The sequence below is a fragment of the Pseudooceanicola aestuariicola genome, from assembly GCF_045763785.1.
In the GTDB taxonomy this organism is placed as follows: domain Bacteria; phylum Pseudomonadota; class Alphaproteobacteria; order Rhodobacterales; family Rhodobacteraceae; genus Pseudooceanicola.
This window is the reverse complement of sequence record NZ_JBJGSF010000001.1, coordinates 1,525,854-1,540,542: the sequence shown is the minus strand read 5'-3', so window position 1 is coordinate 1,540,542 and position 14,689 is coordinate 1,525,854. Positions and strand designations below refer to the sequence as shown.

At 62.4% G+C, this 14,689-nt stretch carries 12 protein-coding genes and 2 tRNA genes; 8 read left to right on the top strand and 6 right to left on the bottom strand.

Going from position 1 to position 14,689, the window contains the following annotated elements; translation table 11 throughout:
• Window positions 1-18 precede the first annotated feature (18 nt).
• On the top strand, window positions 19-951 hold the full coding sequence (locus tag ACI3GR_RS07110; protein WP_407493382.1) for a sterol desaturase family protein: 933 nt from the start codon (window positions 19-21) through the stop codon (window positions 949-951).
• A gap of 3 nt (window positions 952-954) precedes the next feature.
• Here ACI3GR_RS07110 and ACI3GR_RS07105 read toward each other — a convergent pair whose 3' ends face one another.
• Window positions 955-1,227 carry a hypothetical protein gene (locus ACI3GR_RS07105; RefSeq protein WP_407493381.1) on the bottom strand — a complete coding sequence of 91 codons (273 nt, stop codon included), beginning with the start codon at window positions 1,225-1,227 and terminating at the stop codon, window positions 955-957.
• Window positions 1,228-1,435: 208 nt separating this feature from the next.
• Here ACI3GR_RS07105 and ACI3GR_RS07100 point away from each other — a divergent pair, with 208 nt between their 5' ends.
• The 4 genes from ACI3GR_RS07100 (at window position 1,436) to ACI3GR_RS07085 (ending at window position 5,621) form a co-directional block, all read left to right on the top strand.
• Window positions 1,436-2,878, top strand: a complete 1,443-nt coding sequence (locus ACI3GR_RS07100) for a DUF4189 domain-containing protein (protein WP_407493379.1) — start codon at window positions 1,436-1,438, stop codon at window positions 2,876-2,878.
• A gap of 62 nt (window positions 2,879-2,940) precedes the next feature.
• Window positions 2,941-3,016 (top strand) — tRNA-Ile (locus ACI3GR_RS07095).
• A gap of 29 nt (window positions 3,017-3,045) precedes the next feature.
• Window positions 3,046-4,056, top strand: coding sequence for a ligase-associated DNA damage response exonuclease (locus tag ACI3GR_RS07090; protein ID WP_407493378.1), 1,011 nt, complete (start codon window positions 3,046-3,048; stop codon window positions 4,054-4,056).
• Window positions 4,053-5,621 carry a cisplatin damage response ATP-dependent DNA ligase gene (locus ACI3GR_RS07085; RefSeq protein WP_407493377.1) on the top strand — a complete coding sequence of 523 codons (1,569 nt, stop codon included), beginning with the start codon at window positions 4,053-4,055 and terminating at the stop codon, window positions 5,619-5,621. Before ACI3GR_RS07090 ends, ACI3GR_RS07085 begins: the two co-directional genes overlap by 4 nt.
• Here ACI3GR_RS07085 and ACI3GR_RS07080 read toward each other — a convergent pair.
• Window positions 5,618-6,907 (bottom strand): ATP-binding protein, encoded by a 1,290-nt coding sequence (locus ACI3GR_RS07080; protein WP_407493376.1) that lies wholly within the window; start codon window positions 6,905-6,907, stop codon window positions 5,618-5,620. The genes ACI3GR_RS07085 and ACI3GR_RS07080 overlap by 4 nt on opposite strands.
• A 51-nt stretch (window positions 6,908-6,958) precedes the next feature.
• Between ACI3GR_RS07080 and ACI3GR_RS07075 the strand changes: the two genes are divergently transcribed.
• Complete coding sequence (locus tag ACI3GR_RS07075; protein ID WP_407493375.1) at window positions 6,959-7,891, top strand: MBL fold metallo-hydrolase; 933 nt, start codon at window positions 6,959-6,961, stop codon at window positions 7,889-7,891.
• Window positions 7,892-7,973: 82 nt separating this feature from the next.
• Window positions 7,974-8,048: transfer RNA gene (locus ACI3GR_RS07070), tRNA-Asn, on the top strand.
• 42 nt (window positions 8,049-8,090) lie between these two features.
• Here the strand turns inward: ACI3GR_RS07070 and ACI3GR_RS07065 are convergent.
• On the bottom strand, window positions 8,091-8,963 hold the full coding sequence (locus ACI3GR_RS07065; RefSeq protein WP_407493374.1) for an NAD(P)-dependent oxidoreductase: 873 nt from the start codon (window positions 8,961-8,963) through the stop codon (window positions 8,091-8,093).
• Window positions 8,964-9,034: 71 nt separating this feature from the next.
• Between ACI3GR_RS07065 and ACI3GR_RS07060 the strand changes: the two genes are divergently transcribed.
• Window positions 9,035-11,503, top strand: a complete 2,469-nt coding sequence (locus tag ACI3GR_RS07060) for a penicillin acylase family protein (protein ID WP_407493373.1) — start codon at window positions 9,035-9,037, stop codon at window positions 11,501-11,503.
• Between the two features lie 7 nt (window positions 11,504-11,510).
• Here the strand turns inward: ACI3GR_RS07060 and hflX are convergent, their stop codons facing one another.
• The 3 genes from hflX to ACI3GR_RS07045 form a co-directional block, all read right to left on the bottom strand.
• Complete coding sequence (gene hflX, locus ACI3GR_RS07055) at window positions 11,511-12,782, bottom strand: GTPase HflX (protein ID WP_407493614.1); 1,272 nt, start codon at window positions 12,780-12,782, stop codon at window positions 11,511-11,513.
• Window positions 12,782-13,021 carry an RNA chaperone Hfq gene (gene hfq, locus ACI3GR_RS07050; protein ID WP_011047807.1) on the bottom strand — a complete coding sequence of 80 codons (240 nt, stop codon included), beginning with the start codon at window positions 13,019-13,021 and terminating at the stop codon, window positions 12,782-12,784. The genes hflX and hfq overlap by 1 nt, the downstream gene beginning before the upstream one ends.
• 151 nt (window positions 13,022-13,172) lie before the next feature.
• Window positions 13,173-14,684, bottom strand: coding sequence for a TrkH family potassium uptake protein (locus tag ACI3GR_RS07045; protein WP_407493372.1), 1,512 nt, complete (start codon window positions 14,682-14,684; stop codon window positions 13,173-13,175).
• Window positions 14,685-14,689 lie beyond the last annotated feature (5 nt).

The window sequence follows — 14,689 nt, the reverse complement described above, 5'->3', positions numbered from 1 at the left end:
ACGCCGGGAAATCGGGATATGTGGGACCAACTTTTCAACATTTACGCAGGCTTTTTCGGCAGCGACGTTCTGGTTGCGCCGGAATACCTGCTGTTCAGCCTGGCCACCGCCTGGGTGATCTACCTGTTGGGTAAGGATCGTCCGGGGTTCTGGCGCTGGCTGGCGCCGCGTGAAATATGGACGCACAAATCGCACCGCGTGGATCTGCAACTGTTCGTTCTGGGACGTCTGATGACGCTGACCGGGATGATCGGACGGGTCACACTGACGACGGTGATCGCGCTGTGGGTGGGCCGTCTGATCGCTAGCGAAACACCCCCCGCGATGGTGCTGCCCGGCGTGGCTGTGACTCTGCTTTTGTTCCTGTCGTATGACTTTGCCGCCTATTGGGTGCACCGCGCGTTTCACCGGATCGGGCTGATCTGGCCGCTGCATGCTGTCCACCACTCGGCCGAGGTGATGACGCCCTTTACCTATTACCGCCAGCATCCCGGCGCGCTGATCGTGTCGGCCTTGGCCGTGTCGGTTTTTGCGGGGGGAATTCAGGGGTTGGTGTTGGGCACCCTGACGCTGGAAAGCACAGTGATCGGGGTCGCAGGGATCAATGCTTTTGCTTTGGTTGCGAACCTGGCCATGGCGAACTTTCACCACAGCCATATCCGCGTCACCTATTGGCCGTGGCTAGAGCGTCTTTTGATCTCTCCTGCGCAGCATCAGGTTCATCACAGCCGCAACCCGGCGCATTTCGACAGGAATTTCGGCCAGACGCTGGCGGTCTGGGATTTGATGTTCGGAACGCTTTATATCGCCGCGCATGAAAACCCCGACGACAGCATCCTGATCGGGCTTGACGGGGTCGAGGAGCGTGCCCTCTCGACCCACCGTCTGGGCATTATGCTCTGGGACCCGCTGGTGCGCGTCTGGCGGCAGCTGGTTCCCGGCAAGTCGTAAGGCTTAGTAGCGCCCCAAAACCTTGCCCTTGGCCGGCCCGGACGTCCCGCCTGAGGTGCCGCCTTGCGAGGATACGGAGCCTGCCACGCTAGAGCTGGGCCCGAACCCACCCAAAGCCCAGATCACCAGACCGATCACGGCTGCACCGATGACCACGTCGCGGGCGTTGTTGTTGCTGCTGGACGGTGCCGGTGCAGGTGCCGTGGTTGCCGAAACGGTCGTCGCGCCAAGCGATAGCACCACGGCCGCCGCGCAAAGTGTTTTTCCAAATGTCATGTGTCCCCAAGTCTCTGTTGGTGTGATCCAAAGTGATCGAAGTGTCGGGGGGCGGGCTGACAAGGTCAATTGAAATATATCCATTTTACATCTTCCGGTCTTCGTGGCTGGGCCGCACTGCTGTCGCGCTATGGGGTAAAGCCCCTGTAGACTTGCATGGCGCGGCGGGCTGCTTTTAGTCTGAAGGGGCACAATCGGGACATCGCCAATGACCAAGCCTCTTAGCCTGATGAAACGTCTGTTCGTTGTCGGATTGCTGGCCATACTGCCGATCGAGGCGGTCTCGCAACCTTTGCCGGAACCGTGGCAATCGCGGCGCGTGGCGGCCAATGCCCTGGGCGATAAAGCCTGTGCCGGGGATCAGGCGGCCATCCAAGAGGTCAGGGACCTGATCCGGCAGGGTGATCCCATCCAGATGAACAACACCGGCTGGTTCCGCGCCAATTGCGATGCGTTCAAGTCCATGACCAAGGAAGAGGTCGGCGCTTATCAGCAAAAGGCCGCGCTGGCCGGGTATCCGATTGCCGTGTCGAACTATGGCAGCCGTCTGATCAAGGGCGACGATGGTGTGGCGCAGGATCAGACCTTGGGCATCACGATGATGGAGAACGCCCTCGACGCGGGCTATGCGGAGGCCGGCGGCTTTCTGGCGCGGCATTTTTCGGACGGGAAATACCTGCCCCGTGACCCGGATCGGGCGCAGCGGTACCTGGAGCGGGCGGAAGAGATCGGTTTGAACCCGGCCACGGTCCAGCAACGGCGAGAGGTGATTGCAGAGGCGCGCGAGGTTGTGGCCCAACAGCCCGCCTCCGACACGGCCGGGGCCGCGGCGGCCCCCGCGTCTTCGTCCGAGCCCGCGCAATACGCCGCGCTGGCGGTGTCAACGTCAGATGGCGGCATGGGCTTTGCGCATGATTACCCGACCGAAGATGGCGCCCGCGACCGCGCCTTGAATGAATGCAAATCCCGCGGTGGTGCGGATTGCGCCGTCAAAATGGTCGGCCTGGGTAAAGGCTGCATGGCGCATCATTCGGCGGGCGGGTCCGCCACGGCCTATGGCTGGGCGATTGGTCCGACAACGGCCATGGTCGAAACGCGCGCTGCGGAAGAATGTCGGAAACGCAACGACGGCGCGGCCTGTGGCAATACCGCGTGGGTCTGCAATGACCGCACCGAAGCGCCGTTAGAGGTGCTGTACGCGGCCCCGATGCCAAGTCTCACGACCGGCCCCGCGATCCAGTGCCGCTTTTACTTGGGCTTTCAATGCCGTTTGCCGCAGAACAAGGCGCCGACCACCTTCGCTTACGAATCTTTTCGAAACGGAGCCAAGTTCCCGGTCGTGGGATACAACGATTGCCAGACCGTCTATGACACAGGGCCCGTGTTAATTTCGTACAACAACGGCAAATATGCCCGCGATTACGTGGCCCCCAGCTTGCAGGGCGCGGCGAAAGAGCGGGCCTATGGGTTGATCGACAAGATGAAAACCTATGTCTACGGCAAGTTTCCGGGCTGCTCGACCAACGACATCGACATCACCTTCGGTATCGAAAATCCGAAATATAGCGCCAAGTCGCGGTACAACAGCAAGGAAAGCAGTATGAATTACGACAACGGCACGCCGCGATATCACTACGTCACGCTGGAATGACAGCGCATGAATAACGCGGCCCGCTTGACCCCGTCCTCTCATCCGCTATCAAGCATGCAGGCGGGCCTGTAGCTCAACGGTTAGAGCAGAGCGCTCATAACGCTTTGGTTGCGGGTTCAAATCCTGCCGGGCCTACCAATCCCTTCTATTCCGCCTATGTCTCGCAGATGCGTTACGACGACATGCTGCACCCGACGCCCAAGGGCCTGTATTGCCCGCCGGGCGATTTCTACATCGACCCTGTCGCGCCGGTGCCACGGGCACTGATCACACATGGCCACGCAGACCACGCGCGGTCGGGCCATGGCGCAGTGATGGCAACGCAGCAGACGCTGGACATCATGGCGATCCGCTATGGCGAGGATTTCACCGGCAGCCGTCAGCCTGCGGGCGACGACCGGGTTGAAGTTGCGGGCGTCGGCGTGACCTTCCGCCCCGCCGGGCATGTTCTGGGATCGGCGCAGATCGGGCTGGACTATAAGGGGATGCGCATCACCGTGTCGGGTGACTATTGCCGCCGTCCCAACCCCGCCTGTGCGCCGTACGAGCCGCTGCCCTGCGATGTCTTCGTGACCGAAGCGACCTTTGCCCTGCCCGTCTTTCGTCACCCCGATCCGGTGGACGAAATGGCCAAGCTCATGGCCTCTCTGGAGAGTTTCCCAGAGCGCGCGCATCTGGTCGGGGCTTACGCTTTGGGCAAGGCGCAGCGGGTGATCGCGCTGATCCGGCAGGCAGGATGGGATCGCCCGATCTATATCCACGGGGCGTTGGAGAAGCTTTGCGACTATCATCAGGCGCAGGGCATCGATCTGGGAGAGTTGCGGCCGGCGACTGCTGAAAAGGGCAAGAAATCTGACTATGCGGGCGAAATCATCGTCGGCCCGCCGGGGGCGTTCAACGGCCCTTGGGTGCGGCGGTTTCCCGAACCGGTGATCGGCTTCGCCTCGGGCTGGATGCAGGTGCGGAACCGGGCCAAGGCGCGGGGTGTTGAACTGCCGCTGATCATCTCGGACCACGTGGATTGGCCCGATCTGACCCGCACGGTGCAAGAGCTGAACCCCGATGAGACCTGGATCACCCATGGCCGCGAAGACGCGCTGATGCGCTGGTGCGAGCTGAACCAGAGGGTCGGACGACCCCTGCGGCTGGTCGGCTACGAAGACGAGGTCGAAGAATGACGCCCTTTGCCGATCTTCTGCTGCGTCTGGCCATGACGCCGGGCCGGAATGACAAGCTGCGGTTATTGCGAGACTATTTCGCCGCGCGCCCTGATCCGGAACGCGGGCTGGCATTGGCGGCGATCACGGGCGATCTGGATTTGAAAAAGGTCACACCCTCGCTGCTCAGGTCGCTGGTGACGGAACGCGTGGACGAGGTGCTGTTCGCGCAGTCGTATGACTTTGTCGGGGATCTGGCGGAAACCATCGCGCTGATCTGGCCCGATCCGGCCGACCCGGTGTCGCCGCCCCTGCCCGAGTTGGTGGAGGAATTGCAGACCACGGGCCGCGCCGCCCTGCCCGGCGTGATCACCGGGCGGCTGGACCAGATGGATGGCAATGAACGCTACGCCTATCTCAAGCTCGCCACCGGTGGTCTGCGCGTCGGTGTGTCCGCCCGATTGGCCCGCACGGCGCTGGCCGAATTCGGTGACATCCCCCTAAGCGAGATCGAAGAACTGTGGCACGGCTTGTCCGCACCTTACACGGCGCTTTTCGAATGGGCCGAGGGCGGCGAAAAGCCCGTCAATGCCGCGCGCGCGCCGTTTCGGCCTGTCATGCTCTCGACTCCGATCGACCTTGAGGGGCTAAAGGCGCTGCCGCCTGATGACTACGTGGCCGAATGGAAATGGGATGGCATCCGCGTGCAGGCCGTGTCGGATGGCGGTGTTCGTCGGCTGTATTCCCGCACGGGGGAAGACATCTCTGCCGCCTTTCCCGACCTGATCGACGCGATGGAGTTCGACGGCGCGCTGGATGGCGAGTTGCTGGTGCGCCGCGGGGATCAGGTTGCGCCCTTCGGGGATCTTCAGAAACGGCTGAACCGAAAGACTGCGCCCAAGACCCTGCTGAAGTCACATCCTGCGGCCCTGCGTATATACGATATTCTGATTGATCAAGGTCAGGATATTCGCGATCAAAATTATACTAATCGAACAATTCGGTTGGAAAGCTTGGTTGACACACTTCCGCCCGAAAGGTTCGACATCTCGCCCTCTTTGCCTTTTGAGACATGGGATGATCTGGCCGCGCTCAGGGCCGATCCGCCGGACGATGTGATCGAAGGCGTGATGATCAAGCGCAAGGACAGCGTCTATGTCCCCGGTCGCGTGCGCGGGCATTGGTACAAGTGGAAACGCGACCCGATGATCATCGATGCGGTGCTGATGACGGCGCAGCGCGGGCATGGGAAACGGTCCGGCTATTACTCGGACTTCGGGTTTGGCGTGTGGTCAGATGATGGCCTTGTGCCCGTGGGCAAAGCGTATTTCGGGTTCACGGATGCCGAGCTGAAGGACCTTGACCGATTTGTCCGGCAGAACACAACCGACCGCTTTGGCCCGGTCCGGGCCGTGGCCCCCGGGCTGGTGCTGGAGATCGCGTTTGAAGGCCTCAACAGGTCCAAGCGGCACAAATCCGGCGTGGCCATGCGGTTTCCCCGGATTTCGCGCATCCGCACGGACAAACCGGCGGAAGAGGCCGATCACCTGTCGGCCCTGTTAGAGCTCCTGCCGGACGACATCTAACGCGCGATCACGATATCCGCCTGCAACCCGCCCAGCCGTTCCGACTGACCCAGCCGCAGCACACCGCCATGGGTCCGCGCGATATCCGTCGCGATGGCCAGCCCCAGCCCGACGCCAGACACGCGGTTCTGATTGCGCGCGGGTTCCAACCGGGCGAAGGGGCGCATGGCTTCTTCCCGGCGGTCTTCGGGGATGCCGGGCCCGTCGTCTTCGACCCGGATCCGCAAAGATTTTTCGGTCAGCAGGACCGACACCTCGGCCCGCGACCCGTATCTTACGGCGTTTGAAATCAGGTTGCCGATGGCTCGTTTCATCGCACCGGGCCGCAACCGCACCAATCCGTCGCCTTCGGCCAATGTCAGCGTCACCGCCTGCCCGCCCCGCGCGGCGTCATTCACGATGTCGGTGACAAAGACGATCGGGTCCAGTTTTTCGACCTGTTCTGCCGACGCGCCCCGGGCGAAATCCAGAAATTCGTCGATCATGCGCTGCATTTCTTCGACGTCCCGCTCCATCGGTTCGCGGTCGTCGTCTTCCAGCATCGACAGGCCGAGTTTTAACCGGGTCAAAGGCGTCCGCAGGTCATGGCTGACCCCAGACAGCATCAGCGTGCGCTGTTCGATCTGCCGTTCGATCCGGTTCCGCATGGCCAAAAAGGCCGCGCCCGCCGCCCGCACCTCGGTCGCGCCGCCGGGGCGGTAGGGCACTACCTGCCCCTTGCCGAATGCTTCGGCCGCGGTGGCGAGACGCGTGATGGGCCGCAACTGATTGCGCAGGTAGATATAGGCCACCAGCGTCATCAAGGCACCGAAAAACACCATGTTCACAAGCAATTGGTGCGGGTTCGAGGCCGAGACGCGGGATCGCGGAAAGCTTAACCTCAGCACGCCATCAGGCGCCTGCATATAGACGCGCACAAGGTAATCGTTAGGCAGTTCCACCCGCGCTACCCCAGGTACCGTGCCGCGCAGCGTCGAAATGACCGCCAGTCCGGACAGGTCGTACCACCGCCGGACATCGCGGCTATTGTCCTTGGGCTGGGCCGTGTCGACGGCGATGTTCAGGGCGCGGGCCAGTTGCCGACGATCTGCCGGGTCGGTTTCGGCGATCAGGATCAGCTCATCGCTCATCGATTGGGTCATCTGGGTCGTCACGCCTTCGAAATGGCGCTGGATAAAGACGACCGACACCACAAGCTGCACGACCACGACGGGCAGGATCAGGATCAGCGCGGCGCGCCCATAGATCCCCCGCGGCACATATCGTTTGAGCCAGTCGAAATTCATGCGTTAGGGTGCCCCTGCTCCTTTCGGAGAAGACAACCACAGGATGACCCCATGCACCAGCCCGACGATTTCAACCCGACCCCCGGACTGGCCGAGGAACTTGCCCCCGGAGTCAGGCGTATCCTGTGCAACAATCCATCCGCCTTCACCTATCGCGGCACGAATACCTATCTGGTGGGCCGTGGCGCGGGTATCGCGGTGATCGATCCCGGCCCGCACGACCCCGCCCATCTGCAGGCGATTCTGGATGCGCTGAAACCCGGAGAGGCGATCAGCCATATCTTTGTCACCCACGCCCACGCCGATCATTCGCCGCTGGCCTCCGATCTGGCAAAAGCCACCGGCGCGCCGATTCTGGCCTATGGACCGGTAACCGCCGGACAATCGCCGGTGATGCAGGCGCTGGCCGCGCAGGGCGGCATGGGCGGCGGTGAAGGGGCGGACCCTGAATTTCAGCCCGATGTGACGCTAAGCGATCTGGAGGTGGTCGAGGGCGACGGATGGCGCATGCAGGCCGTCTGGACGCCGGGGCACCTGTGCAACCACATGTCGTTTGATCTGGCGTTTGACGGCGACGATTTCGGCACCGTCTTCTGCGCGGATCATGTCATGGGCTGGTCAACCTCGATCGTTTCCCCGCCCGAAGGAGACCTGACCCAGTTCATGCAAAGCTGCGATGTTCTTCTGTCCCGCCCTGCCCGCACCTACTATCCCGGCCACGGCGCCCCGCTGGAGGATCCGCACGCCCGTCTGCGCTGGCTCGTCGCGCACCGGAAAGAGCGCGAGGCAGGCATCCTGACCGCGCTGAAGGTCGGCCCCGCCGACGCCCGCGGCCTTGCCGACCGGGTCTATACGGATATCCAACCACAGCTTCTGCCCGCCGCCGCCCGCAACGTCTTTGCGCATCTTATTGATCTGACGTCGAAAAACGTGGTGGCGCATGACGGAGACCTGACATTTTCCACCACCTTCCAGCTGGTCTGAGGGGCGGCGCGCGAAAATAACCATTTTATGTCGAAAACCCTCTGGACGGGCGGAATCGACATTGCTATACGGCCCCTCGTGTTCCGGCGTAGCTCAGCGGTAGAGCAGTTGACTGTTAATCAATTGGTCGTAGGTTCGATCCCTACCGCCGGAGCCAAAATAAGCTCTTGGTCGCAAGACCGAGGGCTTTTTTGGTGGCTTAATCAGGCTTGGTCAGACGCTTGAGCAACGATGACGTATCCCAACGCCCGCCGCCCATCTTCTGGACGTCCTTGTAGAACTGATCGACCAGCGCGGTGACGGGAAGCGACGCGCCGATTTCATCCGCAGTATCCAGACAAATCCCCAGATCCTTGCGCATCCAGTCGACGGCAAAACCGTGGTCGTAATGATCTTCCAGCATGGTCTTGTGGCGGTTCACCATCTGCCATGATCCGGCGGCGCCCTGAGAGATTACCTCCACCACCTTTTCGCCGTCTAGGCCCGAGGCCTGGGCGAAGTGCAGCGACTCGGACAGGCCTTGGACCAGACCGGCGATGGCGATCTGGTTGCACATCTTGGTTATCTGGCCCGCGCCCACGTCGCCCATGCGGCGGCAGATCTTGGCGTAGGCGTCGATGATCGGCTCGGCCTTAGCGTATGTCGCCTCGTCCCCGCCGCACATGACGGACAGCTGGCCGTTTTCGGCCCCCGCCTGCCCGCCCGAGATCGGCGCGTCCACATAGCCGATGTCGCCCCCTGCGGCGATCGCGGCCAGTTCGCGGGTGACCTTGGCGGAAACGGTCGTGTGATCGACCAGCACCGCGCCCTCTTCCATTCCGGCAAAGGCGCCGTCCGTGCCGGTGCAGACGCTGCGCAGGTCGGCGTCATTGCCGACACAGGTCATCACGAAGTCGGCACCTGTCGCGGCCTCACGCGGGGTGCTGGCCATTGTGCCGCCGTGTTCTTCGACCCATGCTTCGGCCTTTGCAGCCGTTCGGTTATAGACGCAGACCTCGTGTCCTGCGGCTTTCAGATGTCCGGCCATGGGGTATCCCATGACGCCCAACCCCAGAAACGCAACTTTTGCCATGGTCTTTTCCCCCTTTGCGGCTTGCCCTATAGGTTCTTAAACCGCGACACCCCAATGACAAGAGGTAGGCAATGCTGGGCAAAGTGTTTCTGTGGCTGTTTCGGATCGCCACGGGGCTGGTCATCCTGTCGGTGATCGCCGCGACACTGGTCTATTATTTCGCGTCCCGGTCCCTGCCCGACTATGACAAAACGCTTGAAGTGACGGGCCTGACGGCCCCTGTCGAGATCGTGCGCGACAACGCCAACGTGCCGCATATTTTCGGCGCGACGGACGAAGACGTGCTGTTCGGCCTTGGCTATGCCCATGCGCAGGACCGGATGTGGCAGATGCTGACCATGCGCTGGACGGTGCAGGGGCGGCTGTCCGAGGTCTTTGGCGTGCGCACGCTGGCGGTGGATAAGCTGTTGCGACGGCTGGATCTTTATGGCGTGGCGCGGCGCGCGGTCGAAAACCAGACACCGGAAGATTTGGCCAAGATGCGCGCCTATGCCGCCGGGGTGAACGCGCGGCTGGAAGAGGTGAATTCAGACGCTCTGGGCCGCGGCGCGCCAGAGTTGTTCCTGTTCAACGCCCCCGTCGCGCCGTGGACCCCTGCGGACACGATTGCCATGGGCAAGCTGATGGCGCTGCAACTGACGGGCCATCTGGGGAACGAGGTGCTGCGCGCCCGCACCTCTTTGGCGCTGCCGGACCCGGATCGGCTGGTCGATATCATGCCCGATGCGCCCGGATCGGGGATCGCGGCGCTGCCGGAATATGCAGCGCTTTTCCCGGGGCTGCCACGCTACGCTCAGGGCGCGGGCCTGCCGGATCACCCGCTGTCGCCCATTCATCCGCCGCGACTGGCGGGGGCGTCCAACGCCTTTGCTGCGGCGCCGTCGCGGTCTGCGGCTGGCGGCACCTTGCTGGCCAATGATCCGCACCTTGGGTTCTCGGCCCCGGCGATCTGGTATCTGGCGCGGTTGGAACTTCAATCCGGCGGCGTCATCGGCGGCACGATCCCCGGTATTCCGTCGGTGCTGACGGGGCGGTCGGATCGGCTGGGATGGGGTCTGACCTCGTCCTATCTGGACGATCAGGACGTTCACATCGAACAGATCAATCCCTCCAATTCCGCCGAATACCGTACGCCCGATGGGTTCAAGGAATTCGAAAGCCGCGGGTCGATCATTCGGGTCAAAGATGGCGATCCGGTCACTGTAACCCTGCGCTGGACCGACAATGGGCCTGTGCTGTCGGGCAACGACTACAACCTTGCCACCATCACGCCGCCGGGCCACGTGGCCACGGTGAATTGGACGGCTCTGGAAGAAAACGACCGCACCATTGGCGCGGGTATCCGGCTGATGTCCGCAGGATCGATTGATGAGGCGTTGGAGGTGCTCGAAGATTTCACTGCGCCCAGCCAGAACATCACGCTGGTGGACCGGAACGAAATCGCGATGAAAATGCTGGGGAAATTTCCGGCGCGCGATCCGGGGCATGCGTCCAAGGGGCGGCTGCCGACCCAAGGCTGGCTGCTCGAAAACCGCTGGAACGGCTTCCTGCCCTACACGTCGAACCCTGAATTCCGGTCGCCCGCAGGCGGTATTCTGGGCAATACGAACAACAAGGTGGTGGATCGCGCGTTCCCGGATCACGTCTCTTACCTTTGGGGCGACACGCAGCGGGTGCATCGCTGGCAGCGTCTGATGCAATCGCGTCAGGTGCACACGCGCGACAGCTTTATCGAGGCGCAGCTGGATACGGTCAGCTTCACCGCCCGGTCGCTGCTGCCGCTGATCGGCAAGGACCTGTGGTTTACCGGAGAGGCCGCCCCCGAGGGCACGCCCGAACGTCTGCGCCAGCGCGCGTTGGAGCTGCTGGCAGGCTGGAACGGTGAGATGAACGAACACCTGCCCGAGCCGCTGATCTATGCGGCATGGTTGCGCGCGCTGCAGCAGCGGCTGATCCAGGACGAGCTTGGGCCTCTGGCCGCGCGCTTCCCGCACCCCGAGCCGGTGTTTATCGAACGCGTGTTCCGCGATATCGACGGTGCGGGCATCTGGTGTGACATCCAGCAATCCAGCCCCAATGAGACATGCACCGACATCGCCCGCATGGCGCTGGACGATGCGCTGATCTGGATCGACGAAACCTATGGTGACGCACTGGAAAGCCTGCGGTGGGGTGATGCGCATCAGGCGACGCATGATCACCAGATCCTAGGCGACGTGCCGGTGCTGAAGTATTTCGTCAACATCCGCCAATCCACCAGCGGCGGCGACAACACTCTGCTGCGCGGCATGACCAAGGGCACCCTGCCCGATCCGTTCCTGAACGTGCACGGCGCGGGGTATCGCGGGGTCTATGACTTTGCGGATCCCAATTCTTCGGTCTTCATCACCTCGACCGGGCAGTCAGGGCATTTCCTGTCGCGGCATTATGACGACCTAAGCCAGCTGTGGCGGCGCGGGGAATATGTGCCGATGTCGCTGGACGTGGAACTGGCGCGGGCCGCCAACGAAGGCATCACCATCCTGACCCCGGCCCGATAGGGTCGGGTCAGAGGCTGCGGAACCGTGCGGACTGACGCGGTGACCAGCGAACCTTGATCTGCTGGCCCTCTTCGGTCTGCGCCTCTTCGATGACTACACCTTGTTCATACAGCCACGCGCGGCGGCGACCGTCGTCGTAGGGGATCAGAAGGTCTTCGACCGACCGGGTTTCGTCCAGCCCGACCTCGATCGCCTGCAGCAGCGGGTCCAGCCCCTGCCCGGTCACGGCGGAAATGGCAAAGGCCTCTTCCGTTTCGGCCCGGCGTTGAACAAGGTCACGTTCGTCGGCGTCCAGTCGGTCGATCTTGTTCCAGACTTCCAGCACAGGCACGTCTTCGCGCAGGCCAAGGTCGGTCAGAATGTCTTCGACGTCGGCTTTCTGTTCTGTCGTCTCGGGGTGGCTGATGTCGCGCACGTGAAGGATCAGATCGGCCTCCAGCACCTCTTCCAGCGTGGCGCGGAAGGCGGCGACCAATTGCGTCGGCAGGTCCGAGATAAAGCCCACGGTATCGCTTAGGATCACCTCTGGTCCATTGTCGGGCAGGCGCACGCGGCGCATCGTCGGGTCCAGCGTGGCAAAGAGCATGTCTTTGGCCAGCACCTCTGCACCGGTCAGATAGTTGAACAGCGTGGATTTCCCGGCGTTCGTATAGCCCACCAAGGCGACGATCGGGAACGGCACGCGGGCCCGGGCCGCGCGGTGCAATTCGCGGGTCTTCACGACCTTTTCCAACTGGCGGCGCAGGCGGGTCAGCTGTTCGTCGATGGCACGGCGGTCCGCTTCGATCTGGGTTTCCCCCGGGCCGCCGACAAAGCCTAATCCGCCCCGCTGACGTTCAAGGTGGGTCCATGCGCGGACCAGCCGGGTGCGTTGGTAGGCAAGCGCGGCCATTTCGACCTGCAGCACACCTTCGCGGGTGCGGGCGCGGTCCGAGAAGATCTCAAGGATCAGGCCGGTCCGGTCCAGGATTTTGACGCCCCAGTCCTTTTCCAGATTGCGCTGCTGCACCGGAGATAGCGGGCCATCCACTAGCACAAGTTCAACATTCTGGTCGGCAAAGTGCTGCTTTAGCTCTTCAACCTTGCCCTTTCCGAACAAAGTTGCGGGAATGGCCCGCGCAAGGCGAACCACCGAAGATCCGATGACCTCCAGTCCGGGCAAAGCATGGGCCAGGGAAACCGCCTCGTCCAATGCAAACTCGGCCGCGTGGCGGCGGTCTTCGCTGACGAGGTCTGGATGCAGTACCCAGGCCCGCGTGTCGGGCCTGTCACGCGGGATCAATTGGCGTCTTCGCCTTCATAAAGGCTGATCGGTTGCGCCGGCATGATGGTCGAAATCGCGTGCTTATAAACCAGCTGCGATTGGCCATCCCGGCGAAGCAGAACGCAGAAATTATCGAACCAGGTAATAACCCCCTGGAGCTTCACACCGTTGATCAGAAAAATCGTTACGGGAACCTTGGTTTTGCGAACATGATTTAGGAACGCATCCTGAAGGTTCTGTCTGTCCGAAGCCATTATTGTAGCCTTTTGTTCTTGTTCTTCATATTTTTCGTCACCGCGCAGGCGACCACCCCATTCACGGGCCCTCTAGCGCATCCACTATGTCTGGTGTTCCGGGCTTTTTCCACCCCAATTTTCGCTTAATGCCCGGAATGCGCGGATTTATTCAGTCCCGCCACAAATCTGCGTTCAACAACGCAACAAATGCCAAAAGCTCCAGCCGCCCCAAAATCATCCCGCCGGCAAAGACCAGCTTGGCGCCTAGGTTCAAATCCAAAATCTGAATGGGCGTCTCGGTCGCAAGGGCCAACAGCGGCCCGGTGGTGGTCAGTGCCGACACCGCCAGCACCGTCGCCTGTTCGAATTCCTGCCCGAAAAGCGCCAGCAGGAACATCAGCCCGGCGATGGTCAGCGCGAAGAGCATAAAGAAGATCCAGGCGTGATAGGCCCCCTGCCGTCCGATCCGGCGGGCAACCGACCCCATGCCGGATACAGCCGACGGATGCACAAGTTTCTGCATTTCCTGCAAGCCATTCAGATACAGCGCAAAAACCCGCATCAGCTTGACGCCGCCAGCGGTGGTTGCGACGCCCCCGCCCATGATCGCAAGGCCCATCAGGATCATCCCCGGCGTGCCCAAACCGGACCACGCCTGCGCCGCGTCCCAGTCGCCGCTTTCGAAGCCGTTGGTCGTCAGAAAGCTCATCACCGTGAACAGCGCGCCCCAGAACGCCCGCAGGCCAAGGCCAAGGTCTTCGCCTGCGTTGACCTCGAACGCGCCGATCCAATGGCGCAGAAACAGCAGGGTCGGCACGCCCAGCACGATCAGCGTGCCAAGCCGAAGTTCGGGATCCATGTGCAGGCCAAACCGCGACACAGATGTGTCGGTGGTAAAGCTGACGCGGCTAAGCGCGAAGATCAGGAACAGGAAGATCACCATTTCGCCCGCGATGCCGCTTTCACCATTGGGCAGCCCCCCGACCGGAGAGATCCCGCTGGTCGCCATGGTCGACATGGCATGGCACAGCGCCACCAGCGCGTTGTCGCCGTTGATCAGCAGCAGCAGCCACAGGATCGCCGTCAGCGTCGCATAGACCGGGGCCAGTTGCACAAAGCTGCGGATAACGCGTCGCAGGATACCAGCGCGGCGGAAGCGTTCGACCTCGGTCCCTGAATTGGCCGAAACGGCGGCCAGCGTTACCTCGAACCCGCCAAGGTTCAAAGGGGCCAGAACGGCTGCTGCGGCGACCCAGATCATCAGCCCGCCCATCCAGCCGACCTGCGCGCGCCACAGCTCCAGCGCCGGGGGCAAGCGGCCGCTTTCGAAGATCTGCGCGCCCGTCGTCGTCAGGGCGGACACCATTTCGATATAGGCGTTCAGGTAGGTGGTCGACGGCAGGCTTTCCACGAAGGGGATCGCCAGAAAGGCCGGGATCAGCACATAGGCCGCCAGCAGTGACAACAGCCCGATCAGGTCCGTATTGCGCCCGGTCCACGGCTGTTTGCCCCGCGCCAGCGACACCATCAGTGCCATCACCAGCCCCACGATCGAGGCATAGAAGAAACTGCGCGCGGTGCGGAAATCCTCCATCCCCAAGGCGACGATTGCGGGCAGCATCATGGACGCCGCAGCAAAGGCCACAAGCACTAGGATCAGGGGCTGTTGGGACAGGCGCATCGGCG